Annotated in this window: 19 protein-coding genes; 9 read left to right on the forward strand and 10 right to left on the reverse strand. The window is 63.7% G+C overall.

The annotated features are described in order from the left end of the window. Nucleotides 1-94: 94 nt before the first annotated feature. Nucleotides 95-1,420, reverse strand: coding sequence for a precorrin-6y C5,15-methyltransferase (decarboxylating) subunit CbiE (gene cbiE / locus QB898_RS02825; RefSeq protein WP_279523700.1), 1,326 nt, complete (start codon nucleotides 1,418-1,420; stop codon nucleotides 95-97). Nucleotides 1,421-1,525: 105 nt separating this feature from the next. On the opposite strand from cbiE, the gene glpK reads away from it, so the two are divergent. Continuing rightward, nucleotides 1,526-3,073, forward strand: a complete 1,548-nt coding sequence (gene glpK, locus QB898_RS02830) for a glycerol kinase GlpK (RefSeq protein WP_279523701.1) — start codon at nucleotides 1,526-1,528, stop codon at nucleotides 3,071-3,073. Between the two features lie 326 nt (nucleotides 3,074-3,399). On the opposite strand, the gene QB898_RS02835 is transcribed toward glpK, so the two are convergent. Beyond that, nucleotides 3,400-4,233, reverse strand: a complete 834-nt coding sequence (locus QB898_RS02835) for a symmetrical bis(5'-nucleosyl)-tetraphosphatase (RefSeq protein ID WP_279523702.1) — start codon at nucleotides 4,231-4,233, stop codon at nucleotides 3,400-3,402. A 49-nt stretch (nucleotides 4,234-4,282) separates the two neighbouring features. Here QB898_RS02835 and QB898_RS02840 point away from each other — a divergent pair, with 49 nt between their 5' ends. From QB898_RS02840 to grxD, 3 genes are all read left to right on the forward strand, one after another. Continuing rightward, complete coding sequence (locus QB898_RS02840; protein ID WP_279523703.1) at nucleotides 4,283-5,602, forward strand: hemolysin family protein; 1,320 nt, start codon at nucleotides 4,283-4,285, stop codon at nucleotides 5,600-5,602. Between the two features lie 52 nt (nucleotides 5,603-5,654). Continuing rightward, nucleotides 5,655-5,948: an H-NS histone family protein gene (locus tag QB898_RS02845; protein WP_050715795.1), complete on the forward strand. Its 294-nt coding sequence runs from the start codon at nucleotides 5,655-5,657 to the stop codon at nucleotides 5,946-5,948. A gap of 175 nt (nucleotides 5,949-6,123) precedes the next feature. Then, nucleotides 6,124-6,450, forward strand: a complete 327-nt coding sequence (gene grxD / locus QB898_RS02850) for a Grx4 family monothiol glutaredoxin (RefSeq protein ID WP_050715796.1) — start codon at nucleotides 6,124-6,126, stop codon at nucleotides 6,448-6,450. A 207-nt stretch (nucleotides 6,451-6,657) separates the two neighbouring features. Here the strand turns inward: grxD and QB898_RS02855 are convergent, their stop codons facing one another. Beyond that, nucleotides 6,658-7,491 (reverse strand): YidB family protein, encoded by an 834-nt coding sequence (locus QB898_RS02855; protein WP_279523704.1) that lies wholly within the window; start codon nucleotides 7,489-7,491, stop codon nucleotides 6,658-6,660. A 485-nt stretch (nucleotides 7,492-7,976) separates the two neighbouring features. Here QB898_RS02855 and paeA point away from each other — a divergent pair, with 485 nt between their 5' ends. Further along, nucleotides 7,977-9,275 (forward strand): polyamine export protein PaeA, encoded by a 1,299-nt coding sequence (gene paeA, locus QB898_RS02860; protein ID WP_050715798.1) that lies wholly within the window; start codon nucleotides 7,977-7,979, stop codon nucleotides 9,273-9,275. A 143-nt stretch (nucleotides 9,276-9,418) separates the two neighbouring features. Here paeA and sctT read toward each other — a convergent pair whose 3' ends face one another. The 4 genes from sctT to QB898_RS02880 all read right to left on the reverse strand — a co-directional run bounded on the left by sctT (nucleotide 9,419) and on the right by QB898_RS02880 (nucleotide 12,082). Then, a complete protein-coding gene (sctT, locus tag QB898_RS02865) occupies nucleotides 9,419-10,210 on the reverse strand; it encodes a type III secretion system export apparatus subunit SctT (RefSeq protein WP_050715799.1) in 792 nt (263 codons plus the stop codon). A gap of 18 nt (nucleotides 10,211-10,228) precedes the next feature. Then, nucleotides 10,229-10,501: a type III secretion system export apparatus subunit SctS gene (gene sctS, locus QB898_RS02870; protein WP_050715800.1), complete on the reverse strand. Its 273-nt coding sequence runs from the start codon at nucleotides 10,499-10,501 to the stop codon at nucleotides 10,229-10,231. Between the two features lie 14 nt (nucleotides 10,502-10,515). Then, a complete protein-coding gene (gene sctR / locus QB898_RS02875) occupies nucleotides 10,516-11,172 on the reverse strand; it encodes a type III secretion system export apparatus subunit SctR (protein WP_050715801.1) in 657 nt (218 codons plus the stop codon). Nucleotides 11,173-11,233: 61 nt separating this feature from the next. Beyond that, nucleotides 11,234-12,082: a hypothetical protein gene (locus QB898_RS02880; RefSeq protein ID WP_279523705.1), complete on the reverse strand. Its 849-nt coding sequence runs from the start codon at nucleotides 12,080-12,082 to the stop codon at nucleotides 11,234-11,236. Nucleotides 12,083-12,410: 328 nt separating this feature from the next. On the opposite strand from QB898_RS02880, the gene ettA reads away from it, so the two are divergent. Together ettA and coaBC are read left to right on the forward strand one after the other, a co-directional pair. Then, a complete protein-coding gene (gene ettA / locus QB898_RS02885; protein WP_279523706.1) occupies nucleotides 12,411-14,072 on the forward strand; it encodes an energy-dependent translational throttle protein EttA in 1,662 nt (553 codons plus the stop codon). Nucleotides 14,073-14,267: 195 nt separating this feature from the next. Beyond that, a complete protein-coding gene (gene coaBC, locus QB898_RS02890; protein WP_279523707.1) occupies nucleotides 14,268-15,521 on the forward strand; it encodes a bifunctional phosphopantothenoylcysteine decarboxylase/phosphopantothenate--cysteine ligase CoaBC in 1,254 nt (417 codons plus the stop codon). 120 nt (nucleotides 15,522-15,641) lie between these two features. Here the strand turns inward: coaBC and QB898_RS02895 are convergent, their stop codons facing one another. Then, entirely contained in the window at nucleotides 15,642-16,277 is a 636-nt protein-coding gene (locus QB898_RS02895; RefSeq protein WP_279523708.1) for a hypothetical protein, read from the reverse strand. Between QB898_RS02895 and QB898_RS02900 the strand changes: the two genes are divergently transcribed. Then, the gene (locus tag QB898_RS02900; protein WP_279523709.1) at nucleotides 16,276-16,902 is read left to right on the forward strand and encodes a hypothetical protein; all 627 of its coding nucleotides are present in this window, start codon (nucleotides 16,276-16,278) and stop codon (nucleotides 16,900-16,902) included. The genes QB898_RS02895 and QB898_RS02900 overlap by 2 nt on opposite strands. Before the next feature lie 176 nt (nucleotides 16,903-17,078). On the opposite strand, the gene grxC is transcribed toward QB898_RS02900, so the two are convergent. Beyond that, nucleotides 17,079-17,339, reverse strand: a complete 261-nt coding sequence (gene grxC, locus QB898_RS02905; RefSeq protein ID WP_279523710.1) for a glutaredoxin 3 — start codon at nucleotides 17,337-17,339, stop codon at nucleotides 17,079-17,081. Between the two features lie 42 nt (nucleotides 17,340-17,381). Continuing rightward, a complete protein-coding gene (locus QB898_RS02910) occupies nucleotides 17,382-17,792 on the reverse strand; it encodes a rhodanese-like domain-containing protein (protein ID WP_050716561.1) in 411 nt (136 codons plus the stop codon). 166 nt (nucleotides 17,793-17,958) lie between these two features. On the opposite strand from QB898_RS02910, the gene gpmA reads away from it, so the two are divergent. Further along, nucleotides 17,959-18,702 (forward strand): 2,3-diphosphoglycerate-dependent phosphoglycerate mutase, encoded by a 744-nt coding sequence (gpmA, locus tag QB898_RS02915; protein ID WP_050715809.1) that lies wholly within the window; start codon nucleotides 17,959-17,961, stop codon nucleotides 18,700-18,702. Nucleotides 18,703-18,748: the final 46 nt, after the last annotated feature.

The following is an 18,748-nucleotide window of genomic DNA, read 5'->3' on the forward strand; positions in this document are numbered from 1 at the left end:
GCAAATTCAAGGCGGCAGAAAATGGCTTTCGCGCAGTTTCCACCAGGACCTATTGCTATCGTATCAGTAGCTGAAAATAAGCCATTATTCCGCGTCACACCCCATTGCGGGCCTGGCTGGCGGGCTTGCCCGCGCACACCACCCACACCGGGTTTTCGGCGGCCAGGCGGTGCATGTCCAGGATGGGGCGGCTGCGGGCGGCTTGCAGCTGGGTCACGTCCCACTCGATGCCTTGCGCTTCGTGCGCCTTCAGCGCGCCGCAGGCCGCATTCAGGTTTTCAAGGGTGACGAAGTTCATCACCAGATGCCCGCCCGCGCGCAGGCGGCGCAGGGCCAGGGCGATGAGGCCGGGCAGCTCGCCGCCGGAGCCGCCTATGAAAACGGCGTCCGGGTCAGGCCAGCTCTCAAGCCCTTGCGGTGCCTTGCCCCGATGCAGGCTGTAGTTGCTCACGCCAAAGGCAGCGTGGTTTTGCGCGGCAATGGCGTGATCGGCCTCGTTTTTTTCAATGGCCCACACGTGGCCTTGCGGGCACAGGCGCGCCGCTTCCAGGCCCACGGAGCCGGTGGCCGCGCCAATGTCCCACACCACGCTGTTGGCGCGCAGCTGCATGCGCGCCAGGCTCAAGGCGCGCGCTTCCAGCTTGGTGATCAGGCCCTTTTCGGGCTGGCGCTGCGCGTAAGCCGCGTCGGGCAGGCCAAAGCGCACGGGCTGCGGCGCGGGGCGGCTGCGCCAGAGGATGACGACGTTCAGCGGCGCGAAATCCATGCCCGCCGCCTCTTGCGGGGCCAGCTCGGCGTGCACACGCTCGCCCGGCTGCAAGAGGTTTTCGGCCACGGCCATCAGAAAGTCATCGCCCAGCCCTTCGGCCAGCAGCATGCGGGCGATGCGCGCGGGCGTGTTGCCGGGGCTGGTGAGCACCAAAAGCCGCTCGTGCGCGCGAACGGCCTGCGCCAGCGCGTAAAGGCCGTGGCCGGGGGCGCTGCCGCGCTGCCACTCGCCTGCGTCTTTGCCGTGAACGGAGACGATGCGCGCGTCCTGCCAGGCCAGCCCCAGCCGCGCGCAAGCCACTTGCAAGGTGGAGAGATTGGGCAGCACGCGCAGCGCGTTCACGCACAAATGGCGCGCCAGATACGGCGCAATGCCGTGGCACAGCGGATCGCCCGTGGCCAGCACCACGCAGCTTTGGCTGGCCTGGCGCGCGGCCTGCGCCCACTGGGGCACTTGCGCCAGCTGCCCGGTGAGATCGCGCTGCGCCGCGCCCGCCTTGAACTCGTGCGACAAAAGCGCCAGCGCGCGCGTGCCGCCAATGACGAGATCGGCCGCGCGCACATGCGCCAGCGCCGTGGCCGACAGACTGGCCGCGCCATCATCGAGCACGCCAATGACGAGGCAGGGATTGGGATCGGTATGCAATGACATGAAATTCTGAAAGGGGAAAAGCAAGGCGGCCAGGCGGGGCGCGGGCCGGATTCGTTGCCGCTGCCGCAAGGGCACAATGCCGCCCCCGCCCAAGGAGACAAGCTCATGACCTACCTGCTGGCCCTGGACCAGGGCACCACCAGCAGCCGCGCCATCGCGTTTGACGCGCAAGGCCGCATCGCCGCGCTGGCGCAGCGCGAATTCACGCAGCATTTTCCCAGCCCCGGCCAAGTGGAGCACGACGCCGACGAAATCTGGCAAACGCAACTGGCCGTGGCGCGCGAATGCGTGCAAAAGCTCGGCTCGGCGGACGCGGACATGGCCGCCATCGCCCCCAACATCGCGGCCATCGGCATCACCAACCAGCGCGAAACCACCGTGCTCTGGAGCCGCGAAACGGGCCGCCCCGTGGCCCCGGCCATCGTCTGGCAAGACCGCCGCACCACCGCCCGCTGCGAAGCGCTGTCGCCCGCCGAACGCCAGCTCATCCAAAGCCGCACCGGGCTGGTGCCCGACGCCTACTTTTCCGCCACCAAGCTGCAATGGCTGCTGGACAACGTGCCCGGCGCGCGCCGCCGCGCCGAAGCGGGCGAGCTGGCCTTCGGCACCGTGGATTCATGGCTGGCGTGGAACCTCACCGGCGGCGCGAAAGGCGGCGGCCTGCACGTCACGGACGCCAGCAACGCCAGCCGCACCATGCTCATGAACCTGCACACGCTCCAGTGGGACGATGAGCTGCTGGCGCTCTTTGGCATTCCGCGCGCCGTGCTGCCGCGCATCGTGCCCTCCAGCGGCGAAATCGGCGCCACCGCGCCCGATCTGCTGGGCGCGCCCATCCGCATTGCAGGCATCGCGGGCGACCAGCAAGCCGCCACCTTCGGCCACGGATGCCTGGCCCCCGGCATGGCCAAAAACACCTACGGCACCGGCTGCTTCATGCTCATGAACACCGGCGGCCAGCCCGCCGCCAGCCGCAACAACCTGCTGGGCACCGTCGGCTGGCTCGCGCCTGATACGGAGAACCATCCAGCGGGCCAGCCCCGCGCCGCCTACTGCTTGGAAGGCAGCGTCTTCATGGCCGGCGCCACCGTGCAATGGCTGCGCGACGGCCTGCAAATCATCCGCACCGCCGCCGAAGTGGAAGAGCTGGCCGCCAGCGTGCCCGACACGGGCGACGTCTTTCTCGTGCCCGCCTTCGCCGGCCTGGGCGCGCCCGACTGGGACGGCCGCGCGCGCGGCGCGCTCATCGGCATGACGCGCGGCACCACCCGCGCCCACATCGCCCGCGCCGCGCTCGAAGCCATCGCCCTGCAATCGGCCGACGTGTTCGCCGCCATGAGCGAAGACGCCGGCCTGCCCCTGCAAGAGCTGCGCGTGGACGGCGGCGCCAGCCGCAACAACCTGCTCATGCAAATGCAGGCCGACGCGCTGGGCGTGCCCGTCGTGCGCCCGCATGCCGCCGAAATCACCGCCCTGGGCGCGGCCCGCCTGGCGGGCCTGGCCGCCGGTTTCCGCTTTGACGAGCAGGCCCTGGCCGCCAGCCAAAGCGCCGCCCGCCGCTTCGAGCCGCAATGGCCCGACAGCCTGCGCCGCCAGCGCCTGGCCCGCTGGCGCGAAGCCATCGCCCGCGCCAAAGACTGGGCGCGCGGCTAAAAGCCTGGCCGAAAAAGCGCCGGGCCATGCCAGAGACCGGCTTATTTAGCTCTTTTATCAATAGCATGAGGTCCTAGTAAAACGGGAGCTGATCTGTATTTAAGGCCCCTTTAATTTGCTCCTGTTTTGATAAATTTTGACCGGCACAAGCCGCCTAAAGGCCCTGCTTTGCCCATAGCGGCCTCGTATGCCCGGCCTGGTTTGCGCGCCGTGGTTTCATCTGGCGGAAAGCAGGCCAGAAGAGAGAAATCCTGTTTGCACTCTGGCCGCAATCTGGCCGCAATCTGGCCGCGAGGGGCAAAGACCGGGCTGAAGTGGGCTGCTTTTCAGCTGCCGGGTTTTTGGGCCTGCTCGCATGCGATCTGGATCAGCTCGCGGTCGCTTGCGTTTGGTCCCAGGCGCAGGGCGCTTAGGGAACCGCCCCAGACGCAGCCGGTGTCCAGCGGGAGGATGTCGGGGCGTTCGCGCCAGCCCAGGGTGGACCAGTGGCCGAAGGCGATGACGTCGCCCGCCGTGCGGCGGCCGGGCACGTCAAACCACGGCATCAGGCCAGCGGGGGCGCTTTCCGTGCCTTCCTTGGTGGCGAATTCCATCTGCCCTTGTGCGGTGCAGTAGCGCAGGCGGGTGAGGGCGTTGGTGATGACGCGCAGGCGGTCTGCGCCTTGCAGGCTTTCGCTCCATGCGTCAGGCAGGTTGCCGTACATCTGGCGCAAAAAGCCGGGCCAGGCGGGGCCGCGCAGCACGCTTTGCACTTCGGCGGCCAGGCGCAGGGTGTCTTGTGCCGTCCAGGCAGGCAGTACGCCAGCGTGCACGCACAGCACGCCCGCTTCGCGCACGGCCAGGGGGCGATGGCGCAGCCATTCGAGCAAGGCCGGGGCGTCGGGCGCGGCCAGCAGTTCGCCCAGTGTGTCGCTGCGGTGCGGCTTGCGCGCGCCGCAGGCCACGGCCAGCAGGTGCAAGTCATGGTTGCCCAGCAGGCAGCAGGCGGCGTCGCCATAGCCCATGAGGCGGCGCAGCACGCTGGCGGACTGGGGGCCGCGATTGACCAGATCGCCCAGGAGAACGAGGCGGTCGCGGCTGGGAGAAAAGGCAATGACGTCCAGCAGGCGCTGCAAGGCGCCGTCGCAGCCTTGCACGTCGCCGATGAAGTAGAGTGACATGCTTGTCGATTGTGATGCGGGCGCGCTTTTGCCAAAGCGCCCTGGATGCATGGAACTGCTGCTGATTTGTTTGTTGATCGTGCTCAATGGCGTGTTCGCCATGTCGGAAATGGCGCTGGCCTCCAGCCGCAAGGCGCGGCTGGAGGCGATGGCCGAGGGGGGGGACACCGGCGCTGGCGTGGCGCTGCGGCTTATGGAAGACCCCACGCAGTTTCTTTCTACCGTGCAGGTGGGCATTACGTCCATTGGCGTGCTCAACGGCATTGTGGGCGAGTCGGCCTTCAGCGCCCCGGTTGCCAGCTGGCTGGGCGGGCTGGGCCTGAGCGAGAGGGCGGCGGGCATTGCCGCCACGGTGCTGGTGGTGGCCGCCATCACTTTCGTCACCATCATTTTTGGTGAGCTGGCGCCCAAGCGCATCGGCCAGCTCTACCCTGAAACCGTGGCGCGCTGGGTGTCGCCGCCCATGCGGGCGCTGGCGGCTTTCACGCGGCCCTTCGTGGCGCTGCTTTCCCTGTCTACCCAGGGCGTGCTGAAACTGCTGCGCATTGACAACCGCAGTGAACGCGCCGTCACGGCCGAAGAAATATCCGCCAGTCTGGAAGAGGGCGTGGACGCGGGCCTGATTGAGGCGCACGAACACCAGATGGTGCGCAACGTGTTTCACCTGGATGACCGGCCTTTGACGTCACTGATGGTGCCGCGCAGCGATATTGACTGGCTGGACGGCGCAAACACCGTGGCGCAGGCGCTGCAATATGTGGCTACTCGCGGTGAAAAACAATCGCATTCGTGGTATCCCGTGTGCGATGGCGGGCTGGATGACGTAATCGGCATCATCAGCGTGGCCCGCCTGCTTGAATTGGGCCCAAATGCCGAAGGCGCGCTGGCACAGCATTGTGAAAATGCCGCATTCGTGCCTGAAACCCTGAGCGGGCTGGAAATGCTGGAGCAATTGCGCGCCAAATCCGGACGGCTGCTGCTGGTGGTGGATGAATATGGCGTGGTGCAAGGCATGATGACGCCGCGTGATTTGCTGGAAGCCATCACGGGCGAACTCAAACCCGATACTGATATGGACGCATGGGCCACGCCCGCTGCCAATGGCGCATGGATTCTGGAGGGTTTGATGCCCGTCAATGAAATGAAGGCGCGCCTGGGCATTAAGGAATTGCCCCACGAAGCCAAAGGCCGCTACAACACCGTGGCAGGCTTGCTGCTGGCCGAGGCGGGAGATTTGCCACGCGCCGGAGACAAAATCCAGGCGGCGGACTGGGAATTTGAGGTGCTTTCGCTGCAAGGGCGGCGCATTGATAAAGTGATGGCGCGCCCCTTAATGCCGCAGGCCATTCAGTCAAAAAGCAGCGGCTGAAAAATGATGGTATATTCAAGTCTCCAGTTTCTAACTCACTCAAGGAGATTTCATGTCATCTCTCAAAGACCTGCTGCAACAGCGCGAACAACTGAATGCCCAAATTGAACAGGCCCGCCAAAGCGAGCTGTCTGAAGCATTGGCCAAAGTTCATGCCGTCATTCAGGAATATGGTTTGACACAGCAGGATATTTTCCCTTCCAGCGGTCGCCGCTCTTCCCGCGCCGCTGGTTCCAAAGTGCCGCCCAAATACCGCGATCCCGCCACGGGCGCTACGTGGACGGGCCGTGGCAAACCGCCGAAGTGGATTGAAGGCAAGGACCGCAGCGCTTATCTCATTGCCTGATACTCCCTTGCGGCCCGCTTGGCGCGGCGTCACAAACCCAGCAAAGGCCTGCCATCCGTGCAGGCCTTTGTCGTATGTGGGCGATGGCGAATGAAGGGCGGTGGAATAATCCGCGCCTTCAGCGTTTTCCCTTCTTCCTTTTCCCCACGTTTTCACAAATCAGAGGAGTTCTTCCGTGAGCGACACGCAACAGCGCATTGATGCCATTGTCAAAGGCCATCCCATCGTCCTGTTCATGAAAGGCGATGCCAACTTTCCCATGTGCGGTTTTTCTGGCCGCGCCATTCAGGTGCTCAAGGCCGCCGGTATGGATCTGCACAAACTGGTAACGGTGAATGTGCTGGCCGACGAAGAAATCCGCCAGGGCATCAAGGATTACAGCCAGTGGCCCACCATTCCGCAACTTTATGTGAAAGGCGAATTCATTGGCGGCTCCGACATCATGATGGAGATGTTCGAGTCTGGCGAGCTGCAAAACCTGCTGGCTGAAAACGCCGCCTGAAAACCGATTTCAGGCTCTTGCACGCCAACGGACGCCCGGCAAGGCGTCCGTTTCTTTTTGCCCATGTCACGGCAAGGCTGCACTATTTCACACAATGCGAAGATCTTTCACTTAAAAACAAACCAGGGCCATACACAAAAGGCCAAAAAAATGCCAGCACATGGCAAACGCGCATGGGCTGGCAGGCAGCAAAATGTGGAAAAAGCGTCAGGCCGCAGGCTGTTTTTCCACCGCTGGTTTTTCTTCTGCGGGCGGTTCAACCGTTTCAGCAGCAGGCGGCGTTTCTGCGGGTGGTTTTTCTGCGGCGGCCGCAGGCATTTCCGGCATGGGCGGTGCGGCTGGTTTTTCTTCTCTGCCCGGCTCTTGCGCTGGCATTTCCCGGACGGGCGTTTGAGCGGGTGTTTCGACGGGCGTTTCCGGCTGGGTTTTTTGAGGCGCGGGAGTGGTTTCCACAGGTTGAACCGGGCTTGCAGGCGCGGGCTGCGGGGCGGCCACGGGCGCTGACGCTGGCGCAGGCACACCGTCGCCGCCCTGGCGGCAGTAGCTCAGGCCCAGCAGGCCGGCGGCGACCACGGCCACGGCAGGCCACAGCCACTTCATGCCGCCGCCACTGCTGGGCAAAGGGGCGGACAGCAGGGCTTGTCCGGCGCTGGCCACGCTGGCGATTTCAGCGGGCAGCGAGCCGGGCAGGCTGCCGCCGGGCGTGAGCTTGCCGACGATGTAGGGCAGCAAATAGCCCAAGGCGCCTGCAACGTCGTCGCGCGGCGCGTCCAGCCGCCCGGTCAGCTGCTCCAGCAGGCCGCCCGCGCTGCCCAAGGCGTTTTCAATCTGGCTGGCTGTCACAGCCTTGGCACTGGGGCCGCCGCCCAGCCAGGATTGCACGGCGGGGCCAAGTCCGGCTGCCTTGAGCTTTTCAAGAAAGCCGGGCAGACCGCCCGTGTCCTGCCGAGTCATGCATGCCAGCAACATTTGCAGCAAGGGCAGGGCCTTGTCGCCCAGGTTAAAGCGCACAGCCACTTCACGGATAAGAACGTCAAACATGCGGTGAAATCCTTCAAGTCAAAAATGAAAAATGATTATAGAAATGGGGGTTGCCATTACCTTCGCGCAATCAGGGCGGAAAAACAAAAGAGCCGCTTTGGCGGCGCATGGCATTTCGGGCTCTGAAACAGGCTCTGGCGCGGAAGGTCTGGCCCGAACGCATTACGTAACGCAACACATGAACATTCCGCGTGCACACCCTGCGCGAGCGCATCTGCGCCGGCTGACCGCCTGCGCTTGGCTGCAGGCGGCGATGTCGGCGTGCGAGCCGCTCTCCTCTTGCGTACATGCTCTTTTTTCAGAAGCGAATTCAACGCCCACAAAACGGATGACGTCCCCATGAAACGGGCGCTACCCGCTATCGGAACAAGAGCGAGCACTACTGCTGCCAGGCACTGTCCGCTTCGTCAAGCCGCGTTCGCGCCGCCGTAGTTGCCGCAGCGCCAGGCATTTGGCAGGCGGCCAGTAAACTGCGCTTCTTTCTTATGACGCCTTTTCAAAGCCTTTTCGTTCTTGTTTTTCTGATTGCCGCCAGCGCATTTTTCTCGCTGGCTGAAATGTCGCTGGCCGCCTCGCGCCGCCTCAAGCTCACCCAGATGGCTGATGAGGGCGATGCCCGCGCCTTGCGCGTGATGCAGATTCAGGAGCATCCGGGCCGCTATTTCACAGTGGTTCAAATTGGCATCAACTCCGTTGCCATTCTGGGCGGCATCGTGGGTGAAGGCATGCTGGGGCCGTGGCTGGTCTGGATTTTCGAGCCGTGGATGGCGGCCGGATGGGCGGCGCGGCTGGCATTTTTGCTGTCGGTCGCACTCGTCACTTCGCTTTTTGTGGTGTTCGCCGATCTCGTGCCCAAACAAGCGGGCATGGCCAACCCGGAGCGCCTGGCCGTGCGCCTGGTCGGCCCGATGGAGCGGCTGCTGGCCCTGCTCAAGCCCTTGGCCTGGCTCTACAACAAATGCGCCAGCGCCGCCATGCGCGTGCTGGGGCTGCCCATGCAGCGCGATGAGCGCATCACCTCTGACGACATCCTGGCCCTGACGGAAGCGGGCGCGCAGGCAGGCGTGCTGGAGCGCCCCGAACAGCAAGTGATTGAAAACGTCTTCGAGCTGGACACCCGCCCCGTCTCCAGCGCCATGACGCTGCGCGGCAGCGTGGCCTGGTTCGACATCCGCGACAGCGACGAAAGCGTGCGCGTGCGCATTGCCGCCGAACCTTTTTCCACCTACCCCGTGTGCGACGGCGGGCTGGACAACGTCGTGGGCTACGTGGACGCCAAAGACCTCTTTCAGCGCGTGCTCAACCAGCGCCCCATCGTGCTCACCGACGAGGGCCTCATCCACAAGGCGCTGGTCGTGCCCGACCGTCTCAGCCTGGCCGAAGTGCTGGCCCAGTTCCGGCAGGCGCATGAAGACTTCGCCATCATCGTCAATGAATACAGCACCGTCGTCGGCGTGGTCACGCTCAATGACGTGATGAGCACCGTCATGGGCGAGCTGGTCACGCCCGCCGATGAAGACCTCATCGTGCGCCGCGATGACGGCTCCTGGCTGGTGGACGGCATGACACCCATGCCTGATGTGCAACGCGCCCTCAGCCTCTACGACTGGCCCGACAAGGACGAATACGAAACCTTGGCCGGCTTTCTCATGGTCATGCTCCGCCGCGTGCCCCGCCGCACCGACTGCGTGGAATGGGGCGGATACCGCTTTGAAGTGATGGACGTAGACAGCTACCGCATCGACCAGGTGCTGGTCACGCCGCGAAAAGAAAACGTGCAATAAGGCGCAACAGGCCAGCGAGGTGAAGACGGAGCGGGGCGCGGAGCCTGAATGCCCGGCGCTGGTTTGCGCCGCGACCCATCAAAAATAAAAACTCCCGTTTGCCGCCTCGGCTTTGCAGGGAGCAACGTGTTGAGAAGCTACAGCTATACCAGCATGGCCTGCAATCTTTGCAGCAGCTGCGGCATCAGCTCGCCAATTTGCTCTGTGAGCGTATGCACCACAGTTGAGAGCATAACGACCCACGCCAGCACGGCGGCCAGCCCTTTGAGCGACGATGAAATGGGCAGCAAGTTGAGCTGCGGGGCGTAGCGATTCATCAGCCCCAGCGACAGGTCAATCATGTACAGCATCACCAGAGCAGGCGCGGCCAGCACGAACATGAGGCTGGCGAAATGGGAGAACACCCCTTCGAACACCACCACGCCTTCTCTTTTGGGCAGCAGGTTCATCTGGCCCAGCGGCCACAGGGCAAAACTTTCCATCAGCGCGCCTACCCACAACAGCATGCCGCCTGAAAACATGAACATGAAAACAGCCAGGCGTCCCAGAAAAGCGCCCGTGAGCGAAGTCTGGCGGCCCGAGAGCGGATCGACGATTTGCGCCATGCTCATGCCGCTGGCCCCGTCCACGATTTCGCCTGCGGCATGAAACGCCCAGAGCACCGCTGCCAGCATGGCTCCCATGGCCAAGCCAAGAAAAGCCTCCTTGGCAAACAGCAGCAGCCATTGCTGCGCCGTCAAGCCATTCACGTCCAGCAGCGGTTGCACCGCCAGCGTGATGACGCCAAAGCCCAGAAACAGCGCCCCCCGCACCGTGGCGGGCACCGTCTCTTGCGCCAGCACAGGCAGCAGCAGGAAGGCCACGGCAAAGCGCGTGCTGGCCAAAGCGGCCAGCAAAGCCATGTCGCCCAGATTGCCAAACGCGGCAAAGTCCATTGCGTCCGCCCGCTGCCTTTACTTGCGCACCATGGCCGGAAATTCCGTCATCACCCGGTCCGCAAAGCGATACAGCGAGCTGCCCAGCAGCGACGCTGTCACGAAGATGGTGAGCACGATGGCGAAAAACTTGAGCGCGTATTGCAGCGTTTGCTCCTGAATCTGCGTGGCCGCCTGCACCAGCGCAATGAGCAGGCCCACGACGGCCGCCGCCAGCACGGGAGGCGCTGAAAGCATCAGCACCAGCCACAGGGCCTGATAGACGAGTTGCAAAGCTTCACTGTTCAGCATGCAGCCTCTCCCCATCAGTAAGACAGAACCAGCCCGTGCGAGAGCTTGACCCAGCCATCGACCAGCACGAACAGCAGCAGCTTGAACGGCAGCGAAATCGTCGTGGGCGAAAGCATCATCATCCCCATCGCCATGAGGATGTTGGCAATGATGAGATCCACGATGAGAAACGGCAAAAAGATGAGAAAGCCGATCTGGAATGCCGCTGACAACTCGCTTACCGTGAAAGCCGGCACCACGATCACGAAATCACGCTCGGTCAGCTGCGCGGCGCGCTCCGCTGGCAGGTTCTTCTGCGCTGTTTGCAGAAAAAAGGCTCGCTCGCGCGGGCTGGAATGCTTGATGAGAAAGTCACGCAGCGGCTCCTTGGCGGCATCAGCGGCCTGCATCATGTTGGCGCTGCTGTTGCCTCCCGCAGCCTGAGGCAGCGCGCCCACGCGGGCATAGGCGTCCAAGCCCACAGGCAGCATCACGTAAATGGTGAGCACCAGCGCCATGCCATTGAGCACCACATTGGGCGGCACCTGCTGAAGGCCCAGCGCATTGCGCAACAAGCTCAACACCACCACGATTTTGGTGAAGGAGGTCACCATCACCCCCACGAACGGGGCCAGCGCCACGAGGATGACGGTGATCAGCGCTGAAGAGGGAGAAAACTGGGAAAGATCCATAGCGTTTGTTTTCGTGTAATCAGGAAAAGCGTAAGAACCAGTTCAAAGAAACAAGCCGGGTTCAGCTTTCCAGCGCCTGCACGTGCAAGCCGCAGCCGCTGCCCAGCGGCAACAGCGCGCCGCTGGCTTGACGCTGCCCGTTGGCGTGCAATTCAGCAGGCCACGGAGCAGGCAGGGGCCAGTGAAACGCAGGCTGCCCCTGGCGCGGCCAGCCTAGCCAAACATCCAGCGGAATGCTGACCGTCTGCTCCAGCATGGCCTGCCCGGCGCCTTCAGTTTCATCTTGTGTTGCGCTGCCAGGCGCGGCGCTGCCATTCAATGCCAGGCGGGCGTCAGGCAAATCAAGCCAAGCGGCGGCGGGCGGCAGATGACAGCTCATGTCATGCAGCGTCACTGCCCAGCGGTTGGCAAAGGCGGCCGGCAGCCACACCAGCGCTCCGGCTTCCAGCGCCTGTATCGCCTCGGCTGGCACGCTGCCCAGCAGCACCTGCCCGGTTACGGCGCTCCAGGCCAGATGCGGCGCCAGCAGTGCGGCTGGCGGCTGGCCGCCTGGCAACAGGCCGGGCATCAGCGCCAGGCGCGAGCCAGCAGGCGCGAGCGCCGGGGCCTGCACCACGGCCGCCAGCGCGCCCGCAGGCGGCGCTTCCTGCGCCGGAGCCGGGTCCCAGCCTGCATGCAGCCACTCTTCCACGCAAGCAACCAGCGCCTCGGCTTCGGCCAGACGCAGCACCTGCTCCTCGCCTGTGGGCGGCACTGCTGGCGCATCAGCCGCGCGAGGAATGCTCAAGTGCACCCAGCCCCTTGATGTCGCGCCGCTGTAGTGCAGCCATTCAGACGGAAAGGCGGAATCATCCTCGGCTGGCGCGGCGGCAGCGTCATGCGGCGGGTCGGTCAGTGAATCAGCGTTCATGCTCAGGCTCGTCAACGGGGCGGCAATGGTAGTTCGTGCTTTGCAACGTATCGTGTCAGTATGTAGTCTTGCCAACACTCTCGCACCTTTGTGTTGGTTTTTCATCAAAAACAGGAGCTAATTCAAGGCCTTGAAAACACATGAGGTCCTAGAGGAACTTGGAAAGCGCGCTATTGCTTCAGGAGCGAAATATTCCCTTTTGTTCCACACGCGCCGCCCAGGCCAACGGCTCTGCCGCTGGTGGGCGTGGCCGATAATCGCCGCCCTTTGCGCCGGCGCTTTCCGCTGGCGGCGTATTTCTTCTTTTCTGCTTTTCCCAGACCACCCAATGGCCCAATACGTCTTTTCCATGAACCGCGTCAGCAAGATCGTGCCCCCGAAGCGCGCGATCCTGAAAGACATTTCTCTGAGCTTTTTCCCTGGCGCCAAGATTGGCGTGCTGGGCCTGAACGGCGCGGGCAAATCGACCCTGCTCAAGATCATGGCGGGCATCGACAAAGAGATCGAGGGCGAAGCCACGCCCATGCCCGGGCTGGACATTGGCTATTTGCCGCAAGAGCCGCAGCTCAACCCCGAGCACACCGTGCGCCAGGCGGTGGAAGAGGCGATGAAAGAAGTGAACGACGCGCGCGCGCGGCTGGAAGAAATCTACGCCGCCTATGCCGAGCCGGACGCCGACTTCGACGCCTTGAGCGAAGAGCAAGGCCGGCTGGAAGCCCTCATTGCCGCCGCTGGCACCGACAGCGAGCACCAGCTTGAAATCGCCGCCGATGCGCTGCGCCTGCCGCCGTGGGACGCCGTCATCAAGAACCTCTCGGGCGGCGAAAAGCGCCGCGTGGCGCTGTGCAAGCTGCTCTTGAGCAAGCCCGACATGCTGCTGCTGGACGAGCCGACCAACCACCTGGACGCCGAAAGCGTGCAGTGGCTGGAAATCTTCCTGCAACGCTTTCCCGGCACCGTGGTGGCCATCACGCACGACCGCTACTTTCTTGACAACGCCGCCGAATGGATTCTGGAGCTGGACCGTGGCCACGGCATTCCCTACAAAGGCAACTACTCCAGCTGGCTGGAACAAAAAGAGGCACGCTTGAAGCAGGAGCAAAAAAGCGAAGACGCCCGCGCCAAAGCCATCAAGAAAGAGCTGGAGTGGGCGCGCCAAAACCCCAAGGGCCGCCAGGCCAAGAGCAAGGCGCGCCTGGCCCGCTTCGAGGAGCTGAGCGACTACGAATACCAAAAGCGCAATGAAACGCAGGAAATCTTCATCCCCGTGGCCGAGCGCCTGGGCTCCGAAGTCATCGAGTTCAAAGGCGTCAGCAAAAGCTTTGGCGACCGTCTGCTGATCGACAACCTGAGCTTCAAGGTGCCCGCCGGGGCCATCGTCGGCATCATCGGCCCCAACGGCGCGGGCAAGTCCACGCTCTTCAAGCTCATCGCGGGCAAGGAGCAGCCCGACGCCGGTGAAGTCACGCTGGGCAAAACCGTGAAGATGGCCTTCGTCGATCAAAGCCGCGACGATCTGGCCAATGACAAAACCGTGTGGGAAGACATCTCCGGCGGGCTGGACATCATCACCGTCGGCAAATTCCAGATGCCCAGCCGCGCCTACTGCGGGCGCTTTAACTTCAACGGGCAAGACCAGCAAAAGAAAGTGGGCATGCTCTCTGGCGGCGAACGCGGCCGCCTGCACCTAGCCAAAACCCTCATGCAAGGCGGCAACGTGCTGCTGCTGGACGAGCCCAGCAACGACCTGGACGTGGAAACGCTGCGCGCGCTGGAAGACGCGCTGCTCGAATTTGCGGGCAGCGTCATGGTCATCAGCCACGACCGCTGGTTTCTCGACCGCATTTGCACCCACATCCTCGCCGCCGAAGGCGACAGCCAATGGGTGTTTTTCGACGGCAACTACCAGGAATACGAAGCCGACAAGATCAAGCGCCTGGGCGAAGAAGGCGCCCGCCCGCACCGTATGCGCTACAAGGCGCTGAAGTAACTTTCCGCCGCGCCATCCGCGCGTCACGAAAGAGCCGGGGCATCCCGGCTTTTTTCATGCCCAAACCGCCCGCAAGTCCCGGCGCAGGCTGGACTGGCTGCTATGGTTTTTGAAGGAAACAAGGGCAAGCCATGCTGTATAAATCTTTCAGCCTCTCTCCTTATCTCCCTTCCTTGAACAGACTGAGCCTTGCCCATGACCCATACCCCGCCGCATGAACCGCCCGAACTGGCGGGCCGCCGCATCCTTCTGGGCCTGACAGGCAGCGTGGCCTGCTACAAGGCCGCCGAGCTGTGCCGCCTGCTCACGCAAGCGGGCGCCCGCGTGCAGGTGGCCATGAGCGAAGGCGCGCAGCACTTCATCACGGCCGCGACGATGCAGGCGCTCTCCGGCCAGCCGGTATTCACTTCGCAATGGGACGAACGCCCCGCCAATGGCATGGCGCACATCCAGCTGGGCCGCGAGGCAGACGCCATCCTCGTGGCCCCTGCCAGCGCCGACTTTCTGGCCCGGCTGGCGGCAGGCCGGGCGGACGATTTGCTCTCGCTGCTGTGCCTGGCGCGCCCGCGCGAGCGCGCGCCGCTGCTGCTGGCGCCTGCCATGAACCGTGAAATGTGGTCGCACCCGGCCACGCAGCGCAACGTGCGGCAGGCGGCCGCTGACGGTGCGCGCGTGCTGGCCGTGGGCTTTGGCGCGCAAGCCTGCGGCGAAACGGGTGATGGCCGCATGCTGCAAGCGCCCGAACTGCTGGAAGAAGTCATCGCCGCGCTCACCCCGCAAACACTGGCGGGCCGCCGCGTGGTGGTCACGGCCGGGCCGACGTTTGAAGCCATCGACCCCGTGCGGGGCCTCACCAACCGCTCCAGCGGCAAGATGGGCTTTGCCATTGCGCGCGCGGCGCGCCTGGCGGGCGCGCAAGTCACGCTGATCGCCGGCCCCGTGCATCTGCCCACGCCGCATGGCGTGGCGCGGGTGGATGTGGAATCGGCCCTGCAAATGCAAGCCGCCTTGCAGCCCGCACTGCAAGGAGCCGATGTGCTGATTGCCGCCGCCGCCGTGGCCGACTGGCGCGCCGCCGAAGTAGCCGCGCAGAAGATGAAAAAAGACGGCAGCGGCCTGCCGCCGCCCCTGCGCTTTGTGGAAAACCCTGATTTGCTGGCCGCCGCCGCCCGCAGCCCGCGCGCGCAAGCCGGGCAGCTGTATTGCGTGGGCTTTGCCGCCGAAAGCGAAAACCTGCTGGCGCACGCACAAGCCAAGCGCCAGCGCAAAGGCGTGCCGCTGCTGGCGGGCAACATCGGCCCCGCCACTTTCGGGCGCGATGACAACGCGCTCTTGCTGATTGACGAAGCGGGCGTCACCGAACTGCCCGCCGGGCTGCAACCGGCCAGCAAGCGCCAGCTGGCCCGCCTGCTGGTGGACGAAATCGCCCGTCGCCTGCCCCGGCGCTGAACCGCTTCCGAAGCCAGCTATTTCGCTATGAGTTCAATAGCAATAGGCCCCATGAATCCATGCGATAGAGGCGTTTTCTTGGCCTTGAATTTGCTTCTGAAAAAGGAGTAAAAAAGACTTTCACGCCAACCAAAGAGAGCCATGAAGCCCAGCCCCACGCAAGAGCCTGACGCAGCCGATGAGCTGCTGTCTTTGGGCAAACGGCTGTGTTGTCTGGTCTGGAGACTGATCTGGACGTTTTGCAAATGGATGCTTGAGAACGTGCTGATCTTCATCGCATGCCTGCTGGCTCTTGCTTTCGGGCCGCTGGGGCTGCTGGTCGCCCTGCTTGCTTTCCTTGGGCCGCCTGCTGAAAAGAAACCCGGCGACGCAGATGAAAAGCAGAGCCAAACCCCAAAACGCCCGCCCCGAACGCCCGGCAAGCCGGCTTGAAAGCGCACACTGGCAGCCGGCCCCATCAATCAGAAAAAAACCATGAGGCCAAACGAAAAGGAAGCAAACGAATGGCGCGAACCCAAACAGCAAGGCCTGACGCTTGCCGCAAAGCTGCTCCAAATCATTGGGGGCTTTTTCAAGCGGATATGGCACACCGTGCTGATTTTTCTGGGCGTCTGCGTGCTTTTGGTTATCAGCGCAGAAGGCGGCCGCCTTGGCCAGCTTGTGAGCTTGCTGGCGGCTTTTCTGATCTTTCTGACCGTGCAGCCATGGCCCGCGCCGCCTTCTTTTGACAAACAAGAGCCGGATCAAAACAGCCATGAAACCTGAAACAGACAACCTGGAAGGCCCCAACTGGGACACCCCGCCCAACGGCGACTTCGCCGCTTATGTGCAGCAGCTGACCGCGCCTGCCGAACAGGCTGCATCCGCTGCGCCCGCCACGCCTGCCACGTTTCCGCCGCCGGTTCCCATCCAGGCCCCAGCATCCCCGCAAAAAACGCCCCCGCAGAAAAAAAACGGCCCAAAACCGCCCGCGCTGGCCGCCTTGCGCAAGCTGTCTTCCTGGCGGCAACGCCACGTCTGGCTGGCCACGGCGTTCACGTTCGCGGGCCTCTTCTTTGAATTCATCGGACTGATTCTGAAATTCCTGCTGACCATCGCGCTGCTTTTCGTGCCCGGCGGCAGCCTGCTCAGCGAAATACTGGAGCGGCGGAAAAAGCCGCAGCAGGCCCGCGACGTGCCTTGGAGCGTCATTGTTTCCCTGTCAGCCATGCTCAGCCTGCTGCTGGGCATACTGTTTGACTGGCCAGGGGCGCTGGCCGGGCTTCTGATAGGTGCGCTGTGGCTGCTCTGGAGCTATCGTCACACCCGCTTCGTTCGGGCGCTGGGCGCGGCATGGCAGCAATGGCTGCGCCGTTTTTCCGATCCGCCCAATCCTGTTTAAAAGCCTGTCTTCAAATCCCCAGCTGACAGCAAAGCTGGATTGAGGTGAGGACTTTTGCCTGGCTAAGTCAAGCGAGAAAACTGGGCAAGGACTACAAGGTCACTGCCCTCTTCAACTGAAGCATTCGTGAAGATTGCCTGCACTCGGCGCATGGTCAGGCTTTGGGAAACAGGCTCTCAGTCGCCTTGCAGCAGCGGCGTGAGGCCGCCGCGCGCGTCTAGGGCCATCAGGTCGTCGCAGCCGCCTACGTGCGTGCCGCCGATGAAGATCTGCGGCACGGTGCGCCGGCCCGTGATTTCAGCCATTTCAGCGCGGCGCTGCGGAGCCAGGTCCACGCGGATTTCTTCCAGCTGCGTCACGCCGCGCTCGGCCAGCAGCTGCTTGGCGCGAATGCAGTAGGGGCAGGTGCCGGTGGTGTAGATCTTGACGTGTTGCATGAGGCGTTCTCTCGTGGGGCGGGTGGTTCCGGGAAGTGTTTTTCAGCTTTTCTCGACGGGCAGGCCTGCTTCGCGCCAGGCTTTCAGGCCGCCTGCGAGCGAAACGGCTTTTTCGTGGCCCAGTTTTTTGGCCACGGCCACGGCGGCGGCGGAGCGGCGGCCGCTGGCGCAGCACAGCACCAGGGGCAGGGTTTTGTTCTTCACGGCGGCGGGCAGCTTCTCGGCCAGCTCGGCCAGCGGCACGTGGCGCGCGTTGGCAATATGGCCTGTGGCGAATTCGGCAGCTTCGCGCACGTCAATGACGGCGGCCTTTTCACGGTTCATCAAATGCACCGCCTCGGCGGGTGTGACGGTGGCGGCGCCCGGCTGGCCCGACAGCGCCGGAACAAACAGCATGGCGCCGGAGACGAGCGCCACCAGTATCAGCAGCCAGTTGGCAAGAATGAAGTCCACTTTGTGTTCCTGTTCCGGGCGGCTCTGTGCAAAAAGGCCGCTTCCGGGCAAAAAAATGAAAGCCCGAAGGGGGCTGCGAGGGGCGGAGGAAAAGCGGGCGATTCTAAAATGCCGCCTTTTTTCTTTCAGCCCTTTCCCATTTCCTGCCGCCCAGCCGGCCATTGCAATGCACAAGCTCGTTCTGATACGCCACGGCGAATCCACCTGGAATCTCGAAAACCGCTTCACCGGCTGGACGGACGTGGATCTCACGCCCAAGGGCATCGAACAGGCCCGGCAAGCGGGCCGCCTGCTCAAGGAGGAAGGCTACGAGTTCGACCTGGCCTGCACCAGCGTGCTCAAGCGCGCCATCCACACCCTCTGGCACTGTCTGGACGCCATGGACCGCCAGTGGCTGCCTGTGATCAAGAGCTGGCGGCTCAACGAGCGCCACTACGGCGCCTTGCAGGGGCTGAACAAGGCTGACATGGCCCGCCAATACGGCGACGAACAGGTTCTGATCTGGCGCCGCAGCTACGACGTGCCCCCGCCCGCCATGCGCGAGGACGACCCGCACCGCGAAGGCGGCGATGCGCGCTACGCCGCCCTGCAGCCCGGCGAAGTGCCGCTGACCGAATGCCTGAAAGACACCGTGGCCCGCGTGCTGCCCTACTGGGAAGGCGAGCTGGCCCCGCGCATCCGCCAGGGCCAGCGCCTGCTGGTTTCAGCGCATGGCAATTCCATTCGCGCCCTCGTCAAACACCTGGATGGCATTTCGGACGCGGGCATTGTCGCCCTCAACATTCCCAACGGCATTCCCCTCGTCTATGAGCTGGATGACGATCTCAAACCCCTGAGCCACTATTACCTGGGCGACGCGCAGGCTGCCGAACAGGCCGCAGCCGCCGTCGCCAGCCAGGGCAAGGCCTGAGAACCTGCTGCGGGAACCCGTTTGCACGCCTTTTCCCCTTTCCCCA

The sequence above is a fragment of the Ottowia cancrivicina genome (assembly GCF_029813755.1).
Lineage (GTDB): Bacteria > Pseudomonadota > Gammaproteobacteria > Burkholderiales > Burkholderiaceae_C > Ottowia > Ottowia massiliensis.